This window comes from Kitasatospora sp. NPDC059648 (genome assembly GCF_042734825.1).
GTDB lineage: Bacteria > Actinomycetota > Actinomycetes > Streptomycetales > Streptomycetaceae > Kitasatospora.
Map to the genome: position 1 here is coordinate 1 of NZ_JBHWDU010000031.1, position 22,081 is coordinate 22,081.

21 protein-coding genes are annotated in these 22,081 nt (G+C 74.9%); 10 read left to right on the forward strand and 11 right to left on the reverse strand.

The features are described 5' to 3' along the window. Positions 1–845: 845 nt before the first annotated feature. The 9 genes from ACFV1W_RS19820 (at position 846) to ACFV1W_RS19860 (ending at position 10,748) form a co-directional block, all read left to right on the forward strand. Entirely contained in the window at positions 846–2,474 is a 1,629-nt protein-coding gene (locus tag ACFV1W_RS19820; RefSeq protein WP_380418217.1) for a M48 family metalloprotease, read from the forward strand. Between the two features lie 40 nt (positions 2,475–2,514). Further along, positions 2,515–3,648, forward strand: coding sequence for a hypothetical protein (locus tag ACFV1W_RS19825; protein WP_380418219.1), 1,134 nt, complete (start codon positions 2,515–2,517; stop codon positions 3,646–3,648). 124 nt (positions 3,649–3,772) lie between these two features. Then, positions 3,773–4,660 (forward strand): Rieske 2Fe-2S domain-containing protein, encoded by an 888-nt coding sequence (locus ACFV1W_RS19830; protein ID WP_380418221.1) that lies wholly within the window; start codon positions 3,773–3,775, stop codon positions 4,658–4,660. Positions 4,661–4,769: 109 nt separating this feature from the next. Then, a complete protein-coding gene (locus tag ACFV1W_RS19835) occupies positions 4,770–5,159 on the forward strand; it encodes a hypothetical protein (RefSeq protein ID WP_380418223.1) in 390 nt (129 codons plus the stop codon). 26 nt (positions 5,160–5,185) lie between these two features. Next, a complete protein-coding gene (locus ACFV1W_RS19840; protein ID WP_380418225.1) occupies positions 5,186–5,824 on the forward strand; it encodes an endonuclease in 639 nt (212 codons plus the stop codon). A gap of 291 nt (positions 5,825–6,115) precedes the next feature. After that, a complete protein-coding gene (locus ACFV1W_RS19845; protein WP_380418227.1) occupies positions 6,116–6,253 on the forward strand; it encodes a hypothetical protein in 138 nt (45 codons plus the stop codon). A 46-nt stretch (positions 6,254–6,299) separates the two neighbouring features. After that, positions 6,300–7,445 (forward strand): FAD-dependent oxidoreductase, encoded by a 1,146-nt coding sequence (locus tag ACFV1W_RS19850; protein ID WP_380418229.1) that lies wholly within the window; start codon positions 6,300–6,302, stop codon positions 7,443–7,445. Positions 7,446–8,017: 572 nt separating this feature from the next. Then, positions 8,018–8,974 carry a TIGR03557 family F420-dependent LLM class oxidoreductase gene (locus ACFV1W_RS19855; RefSeq protein ID WP_380418231.1) on the forward strand — a complete coding sequence of 319 codons (957 nt, stop codon included), beginning with the start codon at positions 8,018–8,020 and terminating at the stop codon, positions 8,972–8,974. 10 nt (positions 8,975–8,984) lie between these two features. Beyond that, positions 8,985–10,748 carry a glycoside hydrolase family 15 protein gene (locus ACFV1W_RS19860; protein ID WP_380418233.1) on the forward strand — a complete coding sequence of 588 codons (1,764 nt, stop codon included), beginning with the start codon at positions 8,985–8,987 and terminating at the stop codon, positions 10,746–10,748. Here the strand turns inward: ACFV1W_RS19860 and ACFV1W_RS19865 are convergent. The 9 genes from ACFV1W_RS19865 to ACFV1W_RS19905 form a co-directional block, all read right to left on the reverse strand. Continuing rightward, the gene (locus tag ACFV1W_RS19865; protein ID WP_380418235.1) at positions 10,741–11,472 is read right to left on the reverse strand and encodes a metallophosphoesterase; all 732 of its coding nucleotides are present in this window, start codon (positions 11,470–11,472) and stop codon (positions 10,741–10,743) included. The genes ACFV1W_RS19860 and ACFV1W_RS19865 overlap by 8 nt on opposite strands. After that, positions 11,469–11,738 (reverse strand): BON domain-containing protein, encoded by a 270-nt coding sequence (locus tag ACFV1W_RS19870; RefSeq protein WP_380418237.1) that lies wholly within the window; start codon positions 11,736–11,738, stop codon positions 11,469–11,471. Before ACFV1W_RS19870 ends, ACFV1W_RS19865 begins: the two co-directional genes overlap by 4 nt. Continuing rightward, positions 11,735–12,394 (reverse strand): nucleotidyltransferase family protein, encoded by a 660-nt coding sequence (locus ACFV1W_RS19875; protein WP_380418239.1) that lies wholly within the window; start codon positions 12,392–12,394, stop codon positions 11,735–11,737. Before ACFV1W_RS19875 ends, ACFV1W_RS19870 begins: the two co-directional genes overlap by 4 nt. 312 nt (positions 12,395–12,706) lie before the next feature. Continuing rightward, complete coding sequence (locus ACFV1W_RS19880) at positions 12,707–13,381, reverse strand: HAD family hydrolase (RefSeq protein WP_380418241.1); 675 nt, start codon at positions 13,379–13,381, stop codon at positions 12,707–12,709. Between the two features lie 70 nt (positions 13,382–13,451). Then, the gene (locus tag ACFV1W_RS19885; protein ID WP_380418243.1) at positions 13,452–14,546 is read right to left on the reverse strand and encodes an enolase C-terminal domain-like protein; all 1,095 of its coding nucleotides are present in this window, start codon (positions 14,544–14,546) and stop codon (positions 13,452–13,454) included. Beyond that, positions 14,543–16,867: a GMC family oxidoreductase gene (locus ACFV1W_RS19890; RefSeq protein ID WP_380418245.1), complete on the reverse strand. Its 2,325-nt coding sequence runs from the start codon at positions 16,865–16,867 to the stop codon at positions 14,543–14,545. Before ACFV1W_RS19890 ends, ACFV1W_RS19885 begins: the two co-directional genes overlap by 4 nt. Then, positions 16,860–17,306 (reverse strand): hypothetical protein, encoded by a 447-nt coding sequence (locus ACFV1W_RS19895; RefSeq protein ID WP_380418247.1) that lies wholly within the window; start codon positions 17,304–17,306, stop codon positions 16,860–16,862. Before ACFV1W_RS19895 ends, ACFV1W_RS19890 begins: the two co-directional genes overlap by 8 nt. After that, positions 17,293–19,098 carry a thiamine pyrophosphate-requiring protein gene (locus ACFV1W_RS19900; protein WP_380418249.1) on the reverse strand — a complete coding sequence of 602 codons (1,806 nt, stop codon included), beginning with the start codon at positions 19,096–19,098 and terminating at the stop codon, positions 17,293–17,295. The genes ACFV1W_RS19895 and ACFV1W_RS19900 overlap by 14 nt, the downstream gene beginning before the upstream one ends. 92 nt (positions 19,099–19,190) lie before the next feature. Beyond that, entirely contained in the window at positions 19,191–20,000 is an 810-nt protein-coding gene (locus ACFV1W_RS19905) for a SigB/SigF/SigG family RNA polymerase sigma factor (RefSeq protein WP_380418251.1), read from the reverse strand. Between the two features lie 387 nt (positions 20,001–20,387). Between ACFV1W_RS19905 and ACFV1W_RS19910 the strand changes: the two genes are divergently transcribed. After that, a complete protein-coding gene (locus tag ACFV1W_RS19910) occupies positions 20,388–20,711 on the forward strand; it encodes a plasmid stabilization protein (protein WP_380418253.1) in 324 nt (107 codons plus the stop codon). A 223-nt stretch (positions 20,712–20,934) separates the two neighbouring features. Here the strand turns inward: ACFV1W_RS19910 and ACFV1W_RS19915 are convergent, their stop codons facing one another. After that, positions 20,935–21,432: an ATP-binding protein gene (locus ACFV1W_RS19915; protein ID WP_380418255.1), complete on the reverse strand. Its 498-nt coding sequence runs from the start codon at positions 21,430–21,432 to the stop codon at positions 20,935–20,937. Between the two features lie 10 nt (positions 21,433–21,442). Next, the gene (locus ACFV1W_RS19920) at positions 21,443–22,036 is read right to left on the reverse strand and encodes an STAS domain-containing protein (RefSeq protein WP_380418257.1); all 594 of its coding nucleotides are present in this window, start codon (positions 22,034–22,036) and stop codon (positions 21,443–21,445) included. Positions 22,037–22,081: the final 45 nt, after the last annotated feature.

Below are 22,081 nucleotides of genomic sequence, written 5' to 3' on the forward strand. Positions count from 1 at the left end.
GCGCTGACCGTTCCGGCCCGGCCGCTGCGCCGCCCGGGTCGGAACGGTCAGCGCGGTGTGCGGGGCCACCCCGGACCGGACGTCCCGTGGACGGTCCGGTCAGCCCGCCAACACGGTGCCCGGGGACAGCTCGCCGCTCACCAGGCGCGCGGTAGAGGCTCAGCACACCGATGCCGGAGGTCCCGAGGTCAGCGGTGCCCCGTAGGCGCTGCGCAGCGCGCGTTCGGCGGGGTCGATCGAGGCGAGCTCGACCACCAGGACCGGCCACCGCACCTCCTCGGTGCCAGGAAGTCGGCCACCACCACCGGCCGGCGACTGCGGAAGGCGTCCATGCCGGGGCCTTCGCCGAGGCTGAACTGCCGCTCCTCCATGGGCCGGGCCCGCCCGTCGGTGGCCCACACCCCGGCCCGGTGGTCGGGGTCGGCCATCAGGGCGATCGCGGCGGACTCGACGGGCCAGCGCCTCCCCGCAGGCGGCGCAAAGCCGTTCGGGCAGCGACGGCCGGCCCTGTCCCTACCCGTGCCGGGCCGCCGGACACCCGGGCGGCCCCGGCTCGTCCCGGGGTCATCCCGCCGGACGGGAGGGGGTGCGAAATCGTTACTCTCGGCTACTCCTGCTGGATCGGGCGAAAGAATCGCCGCAAGCCCGCACGAATCGGAACTCGCGACGAACCCGCAGGTGGGAGCCGCGTCCGCAGACCGAAAACGCCGGTGCGCAGGCTCTCCGGCGGCCGCTACGATCTTCACCCGTCGTACACCCGTTCACCATGCAGACACCGCGCGCCGCCCTGCCGTCGCGCCCAGGGGGAGGACCATCGCATGGGCGCGCCCCAGCGTTCAACCGCCATGAGCACATCAGGCCGAGCCGTCACGGCCGTGGCCCTGCTCATCGGCTTCTACCTGCTCGCCCTCGGCCTCCTCGGGGGCCTGCTCGCCGTCGACGTCGCCCTGTACCAGGAGCTGGGCCACTTCAGCCCGGGGCTGGTCAAGATCTGGGCGCTGAGCGCCGCGATCGGCTACCCGGTGGTCCGGGTGGTGTTCCTGACCCGCCGCCGCAAGGAGGACGGCGAGGTGCCCGGCGTGGTCCTCACCCGCGAGCGGCAGCCCGCCCTGTGGGCCGTGGTCGACCGGATCGCCGAGCGGACGGGCATCCGCGGACCGGCCGAGATCCGGTTGGTTCCCCAGGTCAACGCCGGCGTCTTCGAGGAGACCAGGCTGCTCGGCCTGGTCCCCGGCAAGCGCCACCTCGTCATCGGCGCCCCGCTGCTGCTGGGCCTCACCGAGGGCGAGCTCGAATCCGTGCTGGCGCACGAGTTCGGCCACTACAGCAACCGGGACGTCAAGCTGGCCGCCGTCACCGTCGCCGGCCGCCGCGCCCTCCTGCACACCGTCGGCGGGCTGCACCGGCGCGCCGACCAGCACCAGGCCGAGGAGGCCGCCAAGCTCGCCGCCAAGGCCGAGAAGCGGCTCGCCAAGGGCCGCAAGCCGTCGAGCCAGCAGGCCACCGGCGGCGTCGACCGGGCCCTCGCCAAGCTCTTCACGCTCTACGCCAAGCTCTACTTCCGGGTCTCCGAGGCGGTCGGCCGCCGCCAGGAGTACGCGGCCGACCGGGTCGCCGCCCAGCTCGCCGGGCGGGACGCCACCGCCTCGGCCCTGCGCAAGCTGCCGACGCTGGACGCGGCCCAGGACTTCTACCTCAGCCGCTACGCCACCATCGGCTGGGACGCCGGGCTGCTCCCGCCGCCCGGCCAGGTCTACGGCGGCCTGCTCCACCTGCTGAGCGACCCCGAGCGCCGGGCGGAGCTCGCCGAGCACGCGCTGGACCTGCCCGAGGAGGATCCCGACCCGTACGACTCGCACCCGCCGATCCGCCTGCGGGTCGCCGCGGTCGAGGGCCTGCCCGACGACGGGCGCGGCCCCGGTGCCGCCGGCCCCGCCCTCGCACTGCTGCGGGAGGCGGAGCGGGTGCTCGCCGAGCTGGAGGTCGTCACGCTGGTCCCCGAGGCGGCCGGCAAGCAGCGGGTGGAGTGGCCCGAGCTGGTCCGCACCGCCATGCTGACCCGCGCCCGCGAGGCGTCCGCGCCCGCCCACCGGGCACTGGCCGGGCTCGGCCTGCCCGCCACCCTCCACGGCCTGCTCGACGCCGTCGACGCCGGCCGGGCGTGGGAGTTCACCGACCGGCTGCCGAAGAGCGAGCAGGCCGCCGCCGCGACCGGCCGGGCCGCCCGCGAGTTCGCCCGCCCGATGCTGCGCGAGGAGCTGGCGCACGCCGTCGTCACCGCGCTGGCCGAGGCCGGCCTGGCCGCCTGGGAGCTCTCCTGGTCCGGGCCCGCCGCGCTCCGCCTCCCGGAGGGCTTCGAGGACGGCTTCGACGCGGCCCTGAACGCCGCCTGCGCCGACGCCGCGGACACCGCGCCGCTGCGCACGCTGCTCACCGGGGCCGGCCTCCCCGCGCCCGTCGCCCCCGCCGTCTGACGGCCCGGCGGACCGAACACCACCCACGGAGGGAACACCCTTGATCGGCATCATCGTGCTGGCCGTCGTCGGCCTCGTCCTGCTGTTCCCGGTCGTCATGACCCGGCTGGCCAAGCGCAAGCTCGCCCAGCTGGAGCGGGCCAAGGCCACCATCGCCGGCCACGAGGCGCGACTCGCCGCGGAGGGCCGGGCGAAGAACGCCATCGTCCCGGCCGAGCACGGGCTGGTGCCCTCCGGCGAGCTGGTCCTGGACGGCGAGACCGACCCCGAGGAGGCCGCCGCGCTCGCCGCCGCGAAGGCCGGCGACTGGCGCCCGGCCGCCGCCCACCTCACCGCGGAGGCCACCGCCGACCTGCGCTGGCTGCGGCAGCGCGAGCTGGCCCGGCTCGCCGCCGAGGACGACACCTGGCTGCGCGCCTGGCGCGCGGAGCGGCCGCAGGACCCGACCGCCGCACTGCTGCACGCCGACGCCCTGGTCTACCTGGCCTGGAACATCCGCACCAGTGCCCGCGCCAACCAGGTCACCCGCGAGCAGTTCGAGGCCTTCCACCGGGTCCTGCTGGAGGCCGAGGAGGCCGCCCTGGCGGCCGTCGCGCTCGCCCCCGACGACGACCCCAACCCGTGGGTCGTCCAGACGTCCATCGCGATGGGCCTCAACTGGTCCAACGACCGCTTCCGCGAGCTCTGGGCCGAACTCACCAAGCGCGACCCGCACCACTGGTCGGCCCACAGCCGGGCGCTGCAGTACTGGTGCGACAAGTGGCACGGCAGCCACGAGCTGATGCACGGCTTCATCGACGAGGCGATCGAGGCCGCCCCGGCCGGCAGCCTGCTCGCCCCGATCAAGCTGGAGGCCTACTTCGAGCAGTTCGCGCAGGACCGGGAGAAGCTCACCGCCTGGAAGCGGCCGGAGGTCGCCGCCGCCCTGGACTCGGCCCTCGCCGACCTCGCGGCCGCCGACCCCGGGCACCCCCGGCTCGACTACGCCCGCGGCTGGCTCGCCTACGCCCTGACCCGGGCCGGACGCCCGACCGAGGCGCTGGAGCAGTACCGCGCGCTCGGCAAGGTCGTCCCCCAGCCGTTCACCAACTTCAACGACCCCCGGCAGGCGTTCGTCGACCTGCGCGTCGCCGCCGTCCAGGGCGCGGTCGCGGAGGCCGGAAGAAAGGCGTGATCCGGCAGGGCCCGGCCCGTGGCCTCCACCTCCCATCCGGAGTGGGGGCCACCGCCCTTTCCGCCGGGGAGGTCCCCGCTGTCAGGGCGGGTTTGGCCGGGCCGGGTTGGGCTAGCCGCCCGATATGGACACCTCAGCTCTGCACACCCACCGCTGGTCCCGTCTGCTGCGCCGCGCCCTGGACGCGCCCGCGCACTGGGAGGTGCTGGACACCCCGGCCCAGCCGCTCGCCGACGCGTTCCAGTCCCTTCCGCTGGGCCCGTACCGCGACGCCCTGCACGGGGTCTGGCTGGGCCACCCGCTGCACCCGGCGCTGGTCCAGCTGCCGATCGGCTGCTGGACGTCGGCGGGCCTGCTCGACCTGGCGCCGGGCCGGCGCCGTTCGGCCGACGTCCTGGTGGCGACGGGTCTGCTGGCCGCCGGACCCGCCGCGCTGGCGGGCTGGGTGGACTGGGCCCGGCTCGACGCACCCCGGCGGCGCACCGGGCTGGTGCACGCGCTCGCCAACACCGGCGGCGTGCTGCTGTACACCGGCTCGCTGCTGGCCCGCTGCCGTGGGCGCCGCGCGCGCGGCCGACTGCTCGGCTGGGCCGGGATGACCGCCGTGGCGGCCGGCGGCGTACTCGGCGGACACCTGGCCTACCGGCAGGCCGCCGGGCCGGACCGGGCCGCCGCGGTGCCCCGACTGGCGCCGCCGGACTGGGCCACCCTGGGCCCGGTCGAGGACTTCCCCGTCGGACAGCCGGTCCGCCGCCGCGTCGGCGAGCTCGCCGTGGTGGTGGTCCGCGACGGCGACCGCTGCCACGTGCTCGCGGAGCGCTGCGCCCACCTCTCCGGCCCGCTCTCGGAGGGCAGCGTCGTCGACGGCTGCCTGCGCTGCCCCTGGCACGGCAGCGAGTTCCGGCTGCGGGACGGCGAGGTGGCCGGCGGCCCCGCCACCGCGCCGCAGCCGGTGCTGGAGACCCGGGTGCTCTCGGGGCACCTGGAGGCACGGCTCCCCGGGGCCGGCTGACCGGCCGTCACCGGCCGCGTTTCGCCCGGGGCGACCCGGGCAGCCGCGCGGGGAGCACGCCGGAGGGATCCAGGGGTGCCGTCGGGAGGGCCGCAGTCCAGGAGGAGCCATGACCGCCGTCATCCCCGATCTCCCGCCCGTCCCCGCGGTGCCGGAACGCCGGAGCCGCACCGGGACCCGGGTCGCGGCCGTCCCCGCCGGGCACGTCTACGTCCGGCACCTGGCCGCGCTGACCGCCCGGTACCCGGTGCACCACCTGCCCGACCCGTGCCCGCGGGGCACGCCCCGCAGCCGGTGGGGCTGGTGGCCGCCCGCGATGCTTGACCCGGACTGGGTGCGGCGCCACCACGACGAGTTCGACGTGTTCCACCTGCACCAGGGCTACGAGAACGCCTCCCCCACCCGGATCACCGAACTGGTGTGGCTGCTCCGCCGGCGGGGCAAGCCGCTGGTCTTCACCGTGCACGAGCTGGAGAACCCGTACGAGGCCTCACCCTGAGGAGTACCCACCCGCTGGAGAGCGCGATGACCGTCGACACGATCACCTCCCGGCTGCTCGCCGAGCACGGCCGGACGTACGCCGAGGACGCGGGCATCACCCTGCGGGACAAGCCCTCGCCGCTGTACCGGCTGCTGGTCATGACCGTCCTCTGCTCGATCCGGATCAGCGCCGGGACCGCCACCGACGCCGCCCGGGAGCTGTCCGCCGCCGGGTACCGCACACCGCGCGCGATGGCCGACTCCCGCTGGCAGGACCGGGTGGACGCACTGGGCCGGGCCCACTACGTCCGGTACGACGAGAGCACCGCGACCGCGCTCGGAGAGGGGGCGCGGCTGGTGCTCGACCGCTGGCACGGCGACCTGCGCAGGCTGCGCGACGAGGCCGACGGCGATCCGGACGCCCTGCGGGAGCTGCTCCGGGAGGTGCCCCGGATCGGCCCGGTCGGCGCCGACATCTTCTGCCGGGAGGTCCAGGCGGTGTGGCCGTGGCTGCGCCCGTTCTTCGACGAGCGGGCGTGCTCGGCCGCCGAGGACCTCGGCCTGCCGCACACGCCGCGCGGCCTGGGCGGTCTCGTCCCGCCGGAGGAGCACGCCCGGCTGGCCGCCGCCCTGGTCCGGGTCAGCCTCTCGAAGGAAGCGTCGGCGGAACTCCGGGCCGCGTGAGCGCGGGCCGGTCGGTGCCCGTCAGGAGGCCGCGAGGCGCCTGACCGTCGGGGCGGGACGGCGGCAGCGCTTCGGTGTCGCCCGAGGTGGCGACTCCGTGACCACTCCGGGCCCCCGCAACGCCGGATCACCGCGCGGGCCGCCCGCCGAGGCACCGCAGGGCTGACGGCGGTCAGGGCGACGGGGGTGACAGCTGTCATTGCCGATCGGTGACGAAGCGTCCTGCCGCCCGGGGGCCGGGTTCGGTGAAGCTGACGGGGAATCAATCAGCGCACGCGCAGGAGAGCAAGCATGGCGAAGCGGTACCAGAACCTCACCCCGAAGTTCCCCTCCGACCGGTTCGCCCGGACGACGGTCCGGCACGGCTCGGCGCCGGACTCGCTCGCACCGTACTCCGCCACGGTCGTCCTGCTCGACCCGCGCGACTGAACCCCCTGACGACAGAGCGACGCTCACGAAGAACGAGGAGACGAGCATGAGGGTACTGGTGGCCGGAGCCGGGATCGGCGGCCTCTGCCTGGCGCAGGGGCTGGTCCGGGCCGGGGTCGACGTCCGGGTCTTCGAGCGTGAGCCCGGTGCGGACAGCCGCTACCAGGGCTTTCGGATCGGCCTGGACGGACCGGGGCTCGCCGCGCTGAGGGCGTGCCTGCCGCCCCGGCTGCACCGCCTGCTGGAGGCCGTGACCGGCCCGCTCGCGGGCGAACGGCGGGTGGTGGACCAGCAGTTGAACGAACTGCGGAAGCTCGGCCCGGCGGCCGACGGCACGGCCGCCGACCGGCACGTGCTGCGACAGCTGCTGCTCGCCGGGCTGGGCGACCGGGTCGAGTTCGGCCGGGCCGTGACCGGGTACGACGCGACGGGGTACCAGGAGCGGGCAGGCGGCCGGGTCGAGGCCCGGCTCTCGGACGGCGGCAGCGCCGTGGGAGACCTCCTGGTCGGAGCGGACGGTGTGGGCTCGGCGGTGCGCCGGCAGCTGCTGCCCGGGGCAGAGGTCGTCGACCTCCCCGGCAACGCACTGCTCGGCCGCACCCCGTTGACCGAGCGGCTCGCGGCCCTGGTGCCGGGCGCCGGCACCCTGGTGCGCGGCTCCGGCCTGAGCCTGCTGATCGGCCGGATGGAGTTCCGGCGGCCACCGCGACTCGCCGCGGCCGAGCTGGCGCCGGACGTCGAACTTCCGCACACCGAAAGCTACTTGCGCTGGGTGGCCATGCTCCCCGAGCCGCTCGGGCCGGGGCCCGAGGCCTGGGCTCGGGTGCGCGACCGGCTGCTCGACCTGCTCGACGGCTGGCACCCCGACCTGGTCGAACTCGTCCGACGGTCCGACACCGGCAACAGCTCGCCGCTGACGATCCGTCACGCCCGGCCCGTGCCGCACTGGGGCACCGGGCCGGTCACCCTGCTCGGCGACGCGGTCCACGCCATGCCGCCGAGCGCCGGCCAGGGCGCCAACACCGCGTTCCGCGACGCCGCACAGCTCTGCCGCTCGCTCACCGCCGTCCACTGCGGTGAGGCCGAACTGGCCGCCGCCGTCGAGGAGTACGAGCTGCAGATGCTCGACCGCGGCTTCGCGGCGGTCGCCGACGGCCTGGGGCGGCTCTCGGAGTTCACCCCGGCGCGCTGAAGCGTCCGGGCGTGCGGCCGCGGGCACTACGCGGGGCAGCCCCCGGCCTGGGCCGGGTAGCGGGCGGCCCGGGCGCCGCGGCCGACGCCCGGCCAGCGGCGGCCGGGCCGGTGGTGGGCTAGCCGCCTGGCGGCGTGTGAAGGGCAGGGGCAGGTGCCGAGGCCGACGGCCTCCGTCCGGCCGGTCCTCGCCCGGTCAGTCCTCCCCGAGGACGGCGTAGGTCTCCGCATCACCCTGCTCCCTGCTCTCGTCGTCCGGTGCGCCCGGCGGGCGGGGGCATGCCGGTCCGCCGTCATCGGACCGGGCGGGTGGGCGGACGGCCTCGGCCGGACCGCCTTCGCGCGCGTCCACGGTGGTCACCTCCGGTGGGGGTCGGCGCCCTGCCGGGCGCCTGGGAGACCCCACCGGCTACCCGGCGCCGCGGGCGGCAGACGGCGGGCATCCGGCGGGCGGACGGCCGGCACCGAGGGCGGGCGGGAGGCGGACGGCGCCGAGGTTTCACCGCGCCCGGCCGGGTTAGCCGCTCCACCGGAGGAGTCCCGAGGAGCCAACCCGAGGAAACCGAGGCTGCCATGACCACCGCGTTCGGCTACTTCCTGTCCTGCGAGGAGTTCACCCCCGCCCAGCTGGTCGAGCAGGCCGAGCTGGCCGAGCGGGCCGGCTTCACCCGGCTTGCGATCTCCGACCACTTCCACCCGTGGAACGACGCCCAGGGCAGCAGCCCGTTCGTCTGGGGCGTGATCGGCGCACTCTCCCAGGTCACCCGGCTCCCGGTGACCACCCTGGTCACCTGCCCGACCGTACGGCTCCACCCCGCGGTGACGGCCCAGGCGGCGGCCACCGCGGACGTGCAGCTGGCCGGCGGCCTGCGGCTGGGTGTGGGCACCGGCGAGGCGCTCAACGAGCACGTCCTGGGCGACCGCTGGCCGCCGTTCGACGTACGGACGGAGATGCTGGAGGAGGCCGTCTCGGTGATGCGCGAGCTGTTCACCGGCTGCCTGGTCTCGCACCGCGGCACCCACTACACCGTCGAGAACGCCCGGCTCTACACCCCGCCCAAGGAAGGCCGACTGCCCGTGTACGTCTCGGCGTTCGGCCCCAAGGCGGCCGAGGCCGCGGCCGAGTACGCGGACGGGCTCGTCACCATGACCCCCGACACCGACCTGATCGGGCGCTACCGGGCGGCGGGCGGCACCGGACCGCTGATCGGCGGGGTGAAGGTGTGCTGGTCGACCGATCGCGAGCGGGCCGTCAAAACCGTCCACCGGCTCTGGCCGAGCGAGCTGCTGCCCGGCGAACTCGCCCAGGTCCTGCCCACGCCCCGGCACTTCGAGCAGGCCACCGAGCTGGTGACGGAGGAGATGGTGGCCAAGGCGGTCACCTGCGGCGACGACCCCCAGCAGCACGTCGACCGGCTGCGCGGCTACGTCGACGCGGGCTTCGACGAGGTGTACGTCGGCCAGATCGGCCCGGACCAGGAGGGCTTCTTCGACTTCTACCGCGAGCAGGTCCTGCCCCGAACGGCCTAGGGAGACTCACTTGACGGCCTTCCCTCCCTGCAGCCTGCGCGAGTACGCCCTGCTCGCCGACGGCGAACGCGGCGCCCTGGTCGGACCGTCCGGCGAGGTCGCCTGGCTCTGCGCGCCCCGCTGGGACTCCGACCCGGTCTTCGCGGGACTGATCGGCGGCACCGGCGAGTACGCGGTGACCCCGGTCGGCCGGTTCGTCCCCGGCGGCTACTACGAGGACCGAGGGCTGGTCCGGCGCGGCCGGTGGATCACCGAGCAGGGCGTGGTGGTGTGCCGGGAGGCGCTCGCCCTGCCCGCCGACCCGCACCGCCTCGTGCTGCTGCGCCGGGTCGAGGCCGACTACGGTCCGGCCCGCCTGCGGCTGCGGCTGGCGGCCGGCACCGGCTTCGGCACGGCCCGCCCCCACGCCCCCCACCGGACGGCGGACGGCTGGACGATCCGCGCCGGGCGGCTGCGGCTGCGCTGGACCGGCGCCGGGGCCGCCCGCCCCGGGCCGGACGGAAGCCTCGCCGCGGAGGTCGCCCTTGCCGCGGGCGAGCGACTGGACCTCGTCCTGGAGGTGTCCGACCGCGGCCTCGACGGCCCTGCGCCGGACCCCGAACGCTGTTGGCGGGCCACCGAACGCGCCTGGCACGCCGCCGTGCCGGACCTCGGGCACACCTGCGACGGGCGCGACGCCCGCTTCTCGTACGCCGTGCTGCGCGGCCTCACCTCCCCCGTCACCGGCGGCATGGTGGCCGCGGCCACCACCAGCCTGCCCGAACGCGCCGAAGCCGGCCGCAACTACGACTACCGCTACGTCTGGATCCGCGACCAGTGCCTGGCCGGCCAGGCCGTCGCCGCCTGCGGGCCCGACCGCCTCCTGGACGACGCCGTACGGTTCACCACCGCGCGGCTGGAGGAGGACGGGCCGCACATCGCCCCCGCCTACACCGTGACCGGCGGCCGGGTGCCGGACCAGCGCACCGTCGACCTGCCCGGGTACCCGGGCGGCCACGACCAGGTGGGCAACCAGATCAACCGGCAGTTCCAGCTGGACGCCTTCGGTGAGGCCCTGCTGCTGTTCGCGGCCGCCGCCCGGCACGGCCGGCTGGGCCCGGAGACCCGCAGGGCGGCCCGCACCGCGACCGCGGCGATCGCCTCGCGGTGGCGTGAACCGGACGGCGGGATATGGGAGTTGGCCCCCCGACGGTGGACCCACAGCCGGCTGATCTGCGCTGCCGGGCTGCGCGCGATCACCCGCCCCGGGGTCGCCGGGCCGGCCGGGCTGACGGACGGGCTCGCGGCCGAGTGGAGCGCGCTGGCCGACCGGTTGCTGGCCCGCGCCGCCCGCCGCGCACTGCACCCGTCCGGCCGCTGGCAGCGCTCCCCCGACGACCCGGCGGCGGACATGGCCCTGCTGCTGCCACCGGTGCGCGGCTGGCCGCCCGTCGACGACCCGCGCACCGTCGCCACCCTGCGGGCCTGCCGCGAGCAGCTCACCGACGGGCACTACGCGTACCGCTTCCGGCACGACGAACGCCCGTTGGCCGAGGCCGAGGGCGCGTTCGTGCTGTGCGGCTTCCTGATGGCCCTGGCCGAGCACCAGCAGGGCGACGCCGTCGAGGCCGCCCGCTGGTTCGAGACCACCCGCGGGCTCTGCGGCTCGGCCGGGCTGTTCTCCGAGGAGTACGACATCGCCCAGCACCAGCAGCGCGGCAACCTGCCCCAGGCGTTCGTGCACGCCATGCTGCTGGAGTCCGCGGCCCGGCTGGCCGGACCCCCCGTCAGCTGACCGGCGGGTGCAGCAGGTAGACGGCGTAGGCGCGGCCGATGACGGGCTGGGCGACGTTGCGCACCCGCACCCCGCAGGCGGTCAGCCCGCGTTCGGTGCCCAGGTGCGCATGGCCGTGCAGGGCCAGGTCGGCGCCGGCCCCGTCGATCGCCTCGGCGAGCAGGTAGCTGCCCAGGAAGGCGTGGATCTCCGGCGGCTCCCCGGCCAGGGTGTCCGCGACGGGCGCGAAGTGGGTCAGGGCGATCCGCAGGTCGCAGCCCTCCTCGGCGAGCCGGTCGAGGGCGGTGCGCAGCCCGTCGGCGCACTCCCGGCTGTGCCGGACGAAGGCCTTCATCTCGGGCTCGCCGAACTCGCCGGCGCTGCGGCCCGCGAAGCCGCCGCCGAAGCCCTTGGTCCCGGCCACGCCGACCAGCGCGCCGTCCACCCGGACGGCGGTCGAGCTGCGTTCGAGCACCTGGACGCCGTGGGAGGCGAGGATCCGGGTGACCTCCTCCGGCCGGCCGGCGTCGTAGTCGTGGTTGCCGAGGACCGCGATCACCGGCACGGGCAGTCCGCCGACCTCCTCCCCGACCACGGCGGCCTCCTCCGGCGTGCCGTGCCGGGTGAGGTCCCCGGCCAGCAGCAGCACGTCCGCCAGCTCGCCCAGGGTGGCGAAGGCGGGCCGCAGTACGCCCCGGCTGTCCGGACCGAGGTGGATGTCCCCGACCGCGGCCACCCGGATCACGGCAGGTCCTCCGCTCCGGTCGGCGGCCGGCCGTCGGCCAGCGCGATGTCGGTGTGCACCCTCAGACCGTCCAGGACCTCGGCGACGATGCGCTCGACGGCGGCGCGGCGCTGCTGGTTCGGCACGGTCCCGCGCACCGTCACGTGGGTGCCGTGCAGTTCGATCCGCAGGCCCAGTTCGCCGACCTCGTCGTCGGCGAGGCGGTCGCGCAGGTGGGCGAGCCGGTACTCGGTGTCGTCGGATCCGGTGTGGTCGGCGCCGGTCATGCCGCGGCCTCCTCGGGTTCGATCACCTGGAGCCGTTCCAGGAGGTACAGGAAGGCGTCCGGCATCGGCGCGCCGCCGCGCTCCGCCCGGACCCGCCGCCAGTCGACCTTCTCCCGCAGCGGCCGCACCACCGAGAGCGCCGCCCCGAAGTCGCAGTGGTGCTCGGAGAAGGCGGCCAGCAGGCCGCTGACCAGGTCGGTGGCGGAGAGCACCGGCATGTGCACGGAGTCCACCGGCAGCACCTCGGCGCGGTCCAGCAGCTCCGAGGTGACCGGCCGCTTGGCGAGCTCCAGGATCAGGTCGATGTCCTGGCCCAGGCAGCGGGCCTTGATCAGCCAGTCCTCGGGCGGCAGGAAGACCTGGAGTCCGGCCTCGCGCAGGGTGTGGGTGACGGCCTCGACGTCCTCGCGACGGATGCAGAAGTCGGCGTCGTGCTGGAGCCGGACACTGGCGCCGTGGGCGTAGGCGGCGACCCCGCCCGCCAGCGCGAACGGGTGGTCCTTGGCCTTGAGCAGCGAGCCGATCCGCTTCGCCGCCTCCAGGATCGCCTGCGCCCGGTCGGGCGGCAGGCCGCCCCCGGGCTCGTCCAGCGACCAGCCTGCCGACCCGGCACGGGCCGAGCGGGACACATCGGGGTGTTCGGCGTGTCCGTCCATCTCGGCCTCCTCCGCTGCGTCCGTTCGGGACGCCCCCACGGCTACCCCGTCCGCGGGACTTCACTCCGGCGGGCGGGAGGTGGAGCGGGCCCCGCGGGGGGGCCGCCGGGTCGGGCACGGATTCCGGCCAAGTTCGGCGAAATGTGCCGTCGATGTGATCAGACTGCGCGGTTCCGGGCACTCCGGAAGACGTCGTTCGCCTCCGGGCCGGGCGCTCCATGCCCTGGCGGCCGTATCGGCCTCATCCTCATCTTCTACGAAGTCCTGATCACCACACCCGCGCGGGCCCGTGCCGCCACCCGGGCCCGCGGCTCAGGCCGGTGGCCCGGCAAGCAGGCTGCGGTCGAGGTCGGCCAGCAGTTCGGCGGTGTCCCGGTGGACCTCGGCGGCCCCGGCGCCGAGGAGTTCGCGGGTGTCGAAGCCGCCGCTCTCCACCGCGACGCAGGGTACCCGGGCGCGGCCGGCCGCCATGACGTCCCAGACCGTGTCGCCGATGAAGACGGCGTGCTCGGGCTCGGCGCCCGCGCGGTCGAGGGCGGCGCGCACCAGATCGGGGGCGGGCTTGGTGGCGTCCACGTCGTCGGCGGAGGTGACCGCGGTGATCGCCTCGTCGGCGTCGAGTGCGCGGCGCAGCACCGCGAGTTCCCGTTCGGACGCGGAGCTGGCGAGGACGACCGGCCAGCCGCGGTCGGCGCAGGCGCGCAGCAGGTCGGCCGCGCGCGGCAGCGGCTGGATGTGGGGCCAGTACTGGGCGTAGAGGGCGGCGTGGGCGGCGGTGATGCCCTCGTCGTCACCGTGGTCGCGGGCGGCGCCGAGCAGGTGGTCGAGGAGCTGGTCGGAGCCCATGCCGATGGCCCGGTGGACACGGGCGACGGGCAGGGTGCGGTCGTACTGCCGCAGGGCCTCCCACCAGGCGAGGGCGTGGAAGTACGTGGTGTCGAGCAGGGTGCCGTCGACGTCGAAGAGCGCCGCCGCGGTGGTCGTCATGGTCTTCAGTCCTTTCCCTTTCCCTTTTGCGGGAGCCGGAGCCGGAGCCGCGGCCGGAGCGCTGCCGTCGTCACCCCGTGCGGTACTCGGCGGCCCGGGCGGCGGCCAGCCGCAGCCCGTGCCCGGGGGCGCCGTCGGCGCCTGGGGTGACGGTGCCGCCGGACGGGTCGAGGGTGCCGTCGAAGAGCATCCGCTCGATCCGCACGTGGTCGTGGAACCACTCCAGGTGGCGGCAGTTGGGGACGGCCGCGGCGGCGTGGGCGTGCAGGTGCGGGGCGCAGTGGCCGGACAGGTCGAGGCCGTGGGCCTGGGCGAGGGCGGCGGCGCGCAGCCAGCCGGTGACACCGCCGCAGCGGGTGACGTCGGCCTGGAGGCAGTCGACGGTGGGGACCATCCGGGCGAAGTAGGCGGGGTCGTAGCCGTACTCGCCGGCGGTGACGTCGGGCAGGACGGCGTCGCGGACGACCCGCAGGCCGGTGAGGTCGTCGGAGGAGACCGGTTCCTCGTACCAGCTGACGCCCTGGTCGGCGAGGGCGGCGCCGAGCCGGACGGCCTGCTTGCGCCGGTAGCCGCCGTTGGCGTCGGTGTAGAGCTCGACCCGGTCGCCGACGGTGGCGCGGGCGGCGCGGACCCGTTCGAGGTCGCGCTGCTCGCGGGTGCCCCAGGACTCGCCGATCTTGATCTTGACCCGGGGGATGCCCTGCTCCTCGGCCCAGCCGCGCAGCTGGCGTTCCTGCTGCTCGGCCGAGTAGGTGGTGAAGCCGCCGCTGCCGTACACCGGGACGGGCCGGGCCGCGCCGCCGAGCAGCCGGGCCAGCGGCAGCCCGAGCAGGTGGCCGCGCAGGTCCCACAGCGCGAGGTCGACGGCCGAGACGGCGCCGGAGATCAGTCCCGGGCGGCCGGCGTTGCGCACCGCCCGGTTCATCGCCTCGTGGGCACCGCTGGTGTCGTGCGGGTCGCGGCCGGTGACCAGCGGGGCGAGTTGCCCGCTGATGACGGCGGCGGTGGCCGGCGCGCCGTAGGTCCAGCCGAGGCCGCGGTGGGAGCCGCTGACGGCCTCGGCGAGGACCAGGGTGGTGTGGTCCCAGGCGAGGGTGCCGTCCGCCTCCGGGGCGTCGGTGGGAACGGTGTAGACGCTGACGTCGATGCGTTCGAGCTCGCTCATGAGGGTGTCCGCAGTCCGGAGCGTTCCCCCGCCGCCAGCAGGCCGGCGGCCCGGTCGACCAGCGCCATGATGGTCAGCGCCGGGTTCGCGCTGCCCTGGGTGGGCAGCACGCTGCCGTCGGTGATCAGCAGGTTGGGCACGGCGAAGGTGCGCAGCCGGTGGTCGACGACGCCGGCGAGGGGGTGGTCGGCCATCCGGCAGCCGCCGACCAGGTGGGCGTAGCGGTCGATGGTGATGACCTCGCTCGCCCCGGCGGCGCGCAGGATCGACTCCATCACCTCGCGGGCGGCCTTGATCAGCATCCGGTCGTTGTCGCACTGGGAGAAGGCGAAGTTGGCGACCGGCAGGCCGTACCGGTCGGTCTGCTCGGCGAGGGTGATCCGGTTGTCCGGCTGGGGCAGCAGTTCGGCCATGGCGCCGAGGGTGGCCCAGTGGACGTAGTCGGAGAGGTACCTGCGCAGGTCGGCGCCCCAGTGGCCCTGGGCGACGACGTGCTCGGCCCAGGTGATGGGCAGCGGGGAGATGTTCTGGATGGTGAAGCCGCGCTTGTAGGGCTTGGCGGGGTCGGTCTCGTAGTACTGCTCGGTGGAGACCTCGGGTGGCGGGGCCTTGTGGGCGCGGATCTCCTCCTCGAAGCGGCCGGAGGTCTGCGGGGCGCCCTGGACCATGACGTAGCGGCCGACCAGGTCGTGGTCGTTGCACAGGCCGTCGGGGAAGCGCGGGCAGGCGGAGTTGAGCAGCAGTCGCGGGGTCTCGATGGCGTAGCCGGCGACGGCGACGGTCCGGGCGAGCTGGAGGTGCTCGCGGCCGTGGTGGAAGTATCGGACGCCGCGGGCGAGTCCGTCGGGGCCGAGTTCGACGGCGGCCGCCATGCAGTCGGCGCGGATCTCGGCGCCGTGGGCGAGGGCGTCGGGGACGTGGGTGATCAGCGGGGACGCCTTGGCGTTGACCTTGCAGCCCTGGAGGCAGAACCCCCGGTAGATGCAGTGCGGGCGGCGGCCGAAGCGACCGTTGGTGATGGCGACCGGTCCGACCCGGGCCTGGATGCCGAGGGCGGCGGCGCCGCGCAGGAAGATCTCGCCGTTGCCGCCGACGGGGTGCGGCGGGTACGGGTAGGGGTGGGGGTCGCCCCAGGGCCAGTACTGTCCGGCGACGGGGAGTTCGTACTCGACGCGGCGGTAGGAGTCGCGAAGGTCGTCGTAGTCGATCGGCCAGTCGGCGCCGACGCCGTCGAGGCTGTGGGTGCGGAAGTCCGAGGGGTGGAAGCGGGGGGTGTAGCCGGCGAAGTGGACCATCGAACCACCCACTCCGCGGCCGGAGTTGTTGGAGCCGAGCGGCACCGGGTCGGTGCCGGAGATCAGCCGGGGCTCGGTCCAGTAGAGGCGGTGGGAGGAGGCCTCGTCGCTGACCCAGTCGGCGAGCGGGTCCCAGAACGGGCCGGCCTCCAGGACCACCACACTCCAGCCCCGGCGGGCCATCCGCTGGGCCAGGGTGGCGCCGCCCGCGCCGCAGCCGACGATCAGCAGGTCCACCTCGTCGGTGTCCGCGTAGCGCCGCATGTCGCGCCGCAGGCCGTGGTCGAAGCCCTGGCCGTCGCGGGGCAGCAGCCAGGCGGAGGCGTTGGTGCGGCGGACCTCGCGCTCGGCCTCGGCGTTGGCCCGTACGGTCTGGGCGGCGGCGCGCAGCCGGGAGTGCCGGCCGGGGTCGGTGGCGGGCGGCACGGGGTGGGGCGGCTCGTCGTCGGGGGGCCGGGGCGGCCTGGAGTGGGCGTCGGCGACCTCCCACGGTTCGCGCTGGTCCGGGCCGAGGCGCAGGTAGCCGCGCGGGTGGGCGGGGCCGCCGAAGCCGATCTCGTTCCAGGCGGTGGGATGGGAGTAGTACGCGGTGCAGGCGTATCTGGTCCACAGGCTCCAGACGTGCTTGGCCGGCATGCCGTGCCAGTGCTCGCCGGTGAGTTCCTGGACGCGTCCGATCAGCGCCCGCTGCTGGACCTCGCTGAGCGCGGCGAACGGGCCGTCGGCCTCCTCGTCCAGGGCGTGCAGGGAACGGCGCCAGGCCTCGTCGTCCATCGGCATGTCGGCGTAGTGCCAGCCGTCGGTCTCCAGTTCGGCGAGCCGGGAGTCGATCATCGGCAGCAGCGGGGGGTCGGGGTGGTCGAGCAGCTGGTCGAGCAGGGCCCGGGCGGTGGACTCCTCCGCGGGGGTGAAGAACCTGAGCGGCGGCTGGGGTCCGGTGCGGGCGACCACCACGGCCGTCGTCTCGCGGTCCCAGTACCGGGCCTGGGAGAGCACGTCGAAGCCGGGGAATCGGGGCTCAGGCATCGGGGGACTCCCGGCGCAGTACGGCGGCCACCAGGCCCATCCCTCCGACCAGGCTCATCAGCAGCGGTGCGAACAGCGGCGGGCCCATCTCGATGTTGTAGCGGGCCATCTCCCAGCCGCCCGGCTTCTCGGCGACGCCGCGCACGTGCAGCCAGGTGCCCTGGAGGCCGTTGGCGACGATGGACGCGGAGGCGATCGGCAGCAGGGTGCGGGCGGCCCGGGGGCTGAGCGCCCCGGCCACCCCGGCGGCGGCGCCGACCGGGCCGAGCCAGACCGGCCACCACATGACGCGGTTGCCGAAGCCGGCCCGGTCGTGCTCCAGGTAGATCTCGGCGGCGGTGATCACCGAGCCGACGCCGGTCGCCAGGGCCAGCGAGCGCTGGAAGCGCCCGGTGCGCACGTTGCGCACGGCGAGACCGATGACGTCAGTGACGGCCATGCCGGCCTCCGAAGGACGGCAGCAGCTCCTGGAGCTTCGCCTTGAAGCCCTGGCGGACCATCGCCGTGCGGTCGGCGTCCCCGCGCAGCACGGACGCCGCGGCCGCCTGGATCTGGTCCCAGGTGGCGTGCGGCGGGATCGGCGGGACGGCCGGGTCGGTGCGCAGTTCCAGGACGAACGGGCGGTCGGCGGTGAGGGCGCGCTGCCAGCCGCCGGGGACGTCGTCCGGCGAGACCGCGCTCTCCGCCCCCAGGCCGAGGGTGCGCGCGAAGCCCGCGTAGTCGATGTCGGGCAGCTGCTGGGAGGGCAGGAAGCTCGGGGCGCCCTCCATGGCCCGCATCTCCCAGGTGACCTGGTTGAGGTCGCGGTTGTTGAGCACCGCCACCACCAGCCTCGGGTCCTCCCACTGCTGCCAGTACTTGGCGATGGTGATCAGCTCGGCAAGGCCGTTCATCTGCATCGCCCCGTCGCCGACGATGGCGATGGCGGGCCGGTCGGGGTGGGCGAACTTGGCGCCGATCGCGTACGGGACACCGGGGCCCATGGTGGCCAGGGTGCCGGACAGCGAGCCGCGCATCCGGCCGCGGAAGCGCAGGTGGCGGGCGTACCAGTTGGCGGCGGAGCCGGAGTCGGCGCTGACCATGACGTCGTCGGGCAGCAGGTGGTCGAGGGCGTGGATCGCGTACTCGGGGTTGATCGGGTCGGCCTCGACCCCGGCGCGCCGCTCCATCACCTCCCACCAGCGCTCGGTGTTGTCGCAGATGGTGCGGTACCAGTCCCGGTCCTCCTTGCGGATCAGCAGCGGCAGCAGCCGGTCCAGCGTCCGGGCGGCGTCTCCGACCAGGTTGACCTCGTACGGATAGCGCATCCCGACCATGAACGGGTCGAGGTCGATCTGTACGGCCCTGGCCTGCCCGAACTCGGGCAGGAACTGGCTGTACGGGAAGGACGAGCCGATGGTCAGCAGGGTGTCGCAGTCGCGCATCAGCTCGTACGAGGGCCGGGTGCCGAGCAGGCCGATCGACCCGGTGACGTAGGGCAGCGTGTCCGGCAGCACGTCCTTGCCGAGCAGCGCCTTGGCGACCCCCGCGCCGAGCAGTTCGGCCACCTGCTGGACCTGCCGGCTGGCGCTGCGGGCGCCCTGGCCGACCAGGACGGCGACCTTGCTGCCGGAGTTGAGCACGTCGGCGGCCCGGCGCAGCTCGTCGTCCTCGGGGACGACCGTCCACTGCGGGGCGCCCAGGCTGGAGGGGACCATCTTGAAGGCGTGTTCCGGCGGGCTGTAGTCCAGCTCCTGGACGTCGGCGGGCACGATCACGGCGGTCACGGTGCGGCGGGCGGCGGCGGTGCGCATCGCCCGGTCGAGCACGTTGGGCAGCTGCTCGGGGACGGTCACCATCTGGCAGTACTCGGCGGCGACGTCCTTGTACAGGCTGAGCAGATCGACCTCCTGCTGGTAGGAGCCGCCCATGGCACTCCGGTTGGTCTGCCCGACCAGGGCCACCACCGGGACGTGGTCCAGCTTGGCGTCGTACAGCCCGTTGAGCAGATGGATCGCACCCGGGCCCGAGGTGGCCACGCACACTCCGGTGCGGCCGGAGAACTTGGCGTAGCCGACGGCCTCGAAGGCGGCCATCTCCTCGTGCCGGGCCTGGACGAAGACGGGCTTGTTGTCGGCCCGGCCCCAGGCCGCGAGCAGCCCGTTGATGCCGTCGCCGGGATAGCCGAAGACGTACTGGACGTCCCAGGCCCGCAGTCGTTCCAGGATGTGGTCGGAAACCTTCGGGGACACGGTGCTCCTCCTTGACGCCCTTGACACGACGACCCCCCCGCAGCGCGACTAACCGCTGCGGGGGGTCGGAAACACCCGGCACGGGTGGAAACTCAGTCCGCCTCGGCCGGTTCGTCGGCCCAGCCGGGGGCGTCGCGGTCCTCCAGCTGCTCGCGCAGCCGGGCCAGCGTGGCGCTCAGCAGGCGGGAGACGTGCATCTGGGAGACGCCGATCCGCGCGGCGATCTCCGACTGGGTCCGGCCCTCCCAGAAGCGCAGCTTGAGCACCGTCTGCTCGCGCTCGGGCAGTTCGGCGAGCAGGGGGCGCACGGCGGTGCGGAAGTCGGCGAGTTCGATGCCGGGGTCGCAGCCGCCGAGCCGGTCCAGCATGGCGCTGCCGCTCTCGTCGGCGTCCTGGTCCCGCAGGGCGTCCAGTGAGCTGGGGCGGTAGACCCGGCCCGCGACCAGGCCCTCGGTGGCCTGCTCGACGCTCAGGTCGAGGTCCTCGGCGATCTCCTCCGGCTGCGGGAGCCGGCCGAGCTGCTGCTCCAGCCGGTCCGAGCCGCGAGCGACCGTCAGGTACAGCTCCTGCATGCTGCGCGGGACGCGCACGGGCCAGGAGGTGTCCCGGAAGAACCGCTTCATCTCGCCGGCGATGGTGGGGATGGCGTAGGTGACGAACTCGACGCCGCGGCGCGGGTCGTAGCCGTCGACGGCCTTGATCAGACCGATCGTGCCCACCTGGAGGATGTCGTCCATGTCCTCGGCCCGGTGCCGGAAGCGGGCGGCGATGAACCGCACCAGCGGCATGTTCAGCTCGATGATCGTGCCGCGCACATAGCTGTACGCCGCGCTCTCCCGCGCCAGCCCGGACAGCCGCTCGAACAGCGCGTCGCTGAGTTCCCGCGCCTCGGTCTTCCCCATCGCGCGGAGCTCGGTCCTGCTGGGCCTCGGCGGCAGATCAGGCGGGGTGCCCGAGGACAGGACCGTTTCCTGCTCGCCTTGGGGAGCTGTTTCCACTTGGGGAGCTGTTTCCAGAGGGGTGGACACGTGTCCTCCTCGGTCTCGGGACGAACGCCCGGCGACGCCCACGGGTTCCCGCCCGTCCGTCGGGGGCTGTTTCCGAGGACGCGGGCCCGGTTTCGAGGGGCGAGGTCCCGATGGCACCGGTCCGGGTGCCGGGCGGCGAACCGCCGCACGGTTGTTCTACCCGACATACGACATGGAATTCACGCTTTCGGATGGTTTCTTCGGATTCCTCCGGGTACACGCGCTCGGGCAACGACCTGGACCATGAGAGGAGGGGCGGCCATGCCCCGAGGATCCAGCCCCAAGCGGGAACGCCAGTACGAGCACATCAAGGACAGTGCGCTCGACCGGGGCGAGAGCGAGAAGCGGGCCAAGGAGATCGCCGCCCGGACGGTCAACAAGGAACGCGCCCGGCACGGCGAGTCCAAGACGGCGAGCCGCACTTCGACCCACGACATGTCGTCCGGCCGGCGCGGCGGACTGCGCTCGCACAAGGGCTCCGGCGGTCCGACGTACGACCAGCTCTACAACGAGGCCAAGCACCGCAACATCAAGGGCCGTTCGAAGATGAACAAGCACGAGCTGGCCCACGCGCTCGGTCACTGAGGTGCGCCATGACCGTTCCCACGCCCCCTGATCCGGACACCCAGCCGATCCCCCACCCCAACCCCGCGCCGCGGCCGGGCGAGGGCCCCGACCCGGTGCCGCCGCCCATCCCGCCCTTCCCGGACCCGTCGCCCTATCCGGACCCCGACCCGGCACCGCCGCCGCAACCGCACCCCGGGCAGCGGTAGCCTCCCCGGGCTCGGCCCGGCCCCGCTCGACGGCTTCAACCCCTCCGGTTGAAGCCGTCGAGCCGCACGTGCCGGTCGAGCGGGGACCCGACCTCCAGCCAGACCAGCTTGCCGCCGTCGTCGGGCCCCGCGCCCCACGCGCGGGCCAGCCGGTCGACCACCCGCAGGCCGTGCCCGCCCGGCCGGCCCGGATCACCGGCCCGGACCAGCCGCGGCAGCACCGGGCTGGCGTCGACGACCTCCACCCGCAGACGCACGCCGTTCCAGTCCAGGCGCAGCTCGCGCGGGCCGCCGGGGGCGTGCAGGCAGGCGTTGGTGACCAGCTCCGAGACCATCAGCAGGACGTCCTCGGCCACGGCCCGCCGTTCGTCGTCGCCGCGTTGCTCGTCGTCTTCGGCGGGCAGCCAGTGCCAGGACCGCAGCGCCGCCCGGCTGAACTCACGGCTGCGTTGCACCGCGCCCGCGCTGCCCGCGAAGGCGAGCCGCCTGGTCTCCCCGGCGGCCGCCGGCCGTCCTCGCCCGGTACGGTCCATGCCCGGCCCCCTACTCCGGGCCCGGCGGAACGCCTGGTCGCGCCGACGGCACGTCCTCCGACGACGGTTCGGGAGCCGACGGTGCGTCAGGCGCCGCCGCCGGTACGGGACCGGGCGGGGCCAGTGCCGCTCCGAGATCGGAATGGATCCGCAGCACGGCGTCGGCCCCGGTGACCTCGAACAGCCGGGCCACCACGGGGCGCAGGCCGGCGAGCTCCAGGCGCAGCCCGGCGGCCTCGGCGTCGGCGCGGGCGCGCAGCAGGATGTTGAACCCGGTCGAGTCGCAGAACTCCAGCTCCCGCAGGTCGAGCACGATCCGCTCGACGCCGTCCGCGACCGGGCGGGCCAGCGCACCGCGCAGTCCGTCCGCCGAGTCGCGGTCCAGATCCCCGACGACGTGGACGATCCGCACCGGCCCGTCGCGCTCCACCGCGACCCGCAGGCCCTCGGCGGGCCGTCCGGCGGCCCCGACCGCACCGTCGGCCCGGCGCACCGGTCCGGACGGCGCCGGTTCGCCCCGACCACCGCGCCGCGCGGGGCGGGGGGTCGGGTGCTCCGGGGCCGTCCCGGGTGCGGCCGGACAGGCCACGTGCTCCTCGTCCATGCCAGGCGTTTGCCCCGCCCGCTCACGGCTACACGCGCGACGTGA

Coding starts and splice junctions, on each gene's coding strand:
- ACFV1W_RS19820 (WP_380418217.1), top strand. CDS start 846: ATGAGCACATCAGGCCGAGCCGTCACGGCCGTGGCCCTGCTCATCGGC.
- ACFV1W_RS19830 (WP_380418221.1), top strand. CDS start 3,773: ATGGACACCTCAGCTCTGCACACCCACCGCTGGTCCCGTCTGCTGCGC.
- ACFV1W_RS19835 (WP_380418223.1), top strand. CDS start 4,770: ATGACCGCCGTCATCCCCGATCTCCCGCCCGTCCCCGCGGTGCCGGAA.
- ACFV1W_RS19840 (WP_380418225.1), top strand. CDS start 5,186: ATGACCGTCGACACGATCACCTCCCGGCTGCTCGCCGAGCACGGCCGG.
- ACFV1W_RS19845 (WP_380418227.1), top strand. CDS start 6,116: ATGGCGAAGCGGTACCAGAACCTCACCCCGAAGTTCCCCTCCGACCGG.
- ACFV1W_RS19850 (WP_380418229.1), top strand. CDS start 6,300: ATGAGGGTACTGGTGGCCGGAGCCGGGATCGGCGGCCTCTGCCTGGCG.
- ACFV1W_RS19855 (WP_380418231.1), top strand. CDS start 8,018: ATGACCACCGCGTTCGGCTACTTCCTGTCCTGCGAGGAGTTCACCCCC.
- ACFV1W_RS19870 (WP_380418237.1), bottom strand. CDS start 11,738: ATGACCGGCGCCGACCACACCGGATCCGACGACACCGAGTACCGGCTC.
- ACFV1W_RS19875 (WP_380418239.1), bottom strand. CDS start 12,394: ATGGACGGACACGCCGAACACCCCGATGTGTCCCGCTCGGCCCGTGCC.
- ACFV1W_RS19880 (WP_380418241.1), bottom strand. CDS start 13,381: ATGACGACCACCGCGGCGGCGCTCTTCGACGTCGACGGCACCCTGCTC.
- ACFV1W_RS19885 (WP_380418243.1), bottom strand. CDS start 14,546: ATGAGCGAGCTCGAACGCATCGACGTCAGCGTCTACACCGTTCCCACC.
- ACFV1W_RS19890 (WP_380418245.1), bottom strand. CDS start 16,867: ATGCCTGAGCCCCGATTCCCCGGCTTCGACGTGCTCTCCCAGGCCCGG.
- ACFV1W_RS19895 (WP_380418247.1), bottom strand. CDS start 17,306: ATGGCCGTCACTGACGTCATCGGTCTCGCCGTGCGCAACGTGCGCACC.
- ACFV1W_RS19905 (WP_380418251.1), bottom strand. CDS start 20,000: ATGGGGAAGACCGAGGCGCGGGAACTCAGCGACGCGCTGTTCGAGCGG.
- ACFV1W_RS19910 (WP_380418253.1), top strand. CDS start 20,388: ATGCCCCGAGGATCCAGCCCCAAGCGGGAACGCCAGTACGAGCACATC.
- ACFV1W_RS19915 (WP_380418255.1), bottom strand. CDS start 21,432: ATGGACCGTACCGGGCGAGGACGGCCGGCGGCCGCCGGGGAGACCAGG.
- ACFV1W_RS19920 (WP_380418257.1), bottom strand. CDS start 22,036: ATGGACGAGGAGCACGTGGCCTGTCCGGCCGCACCCGGGACGGCCCCG.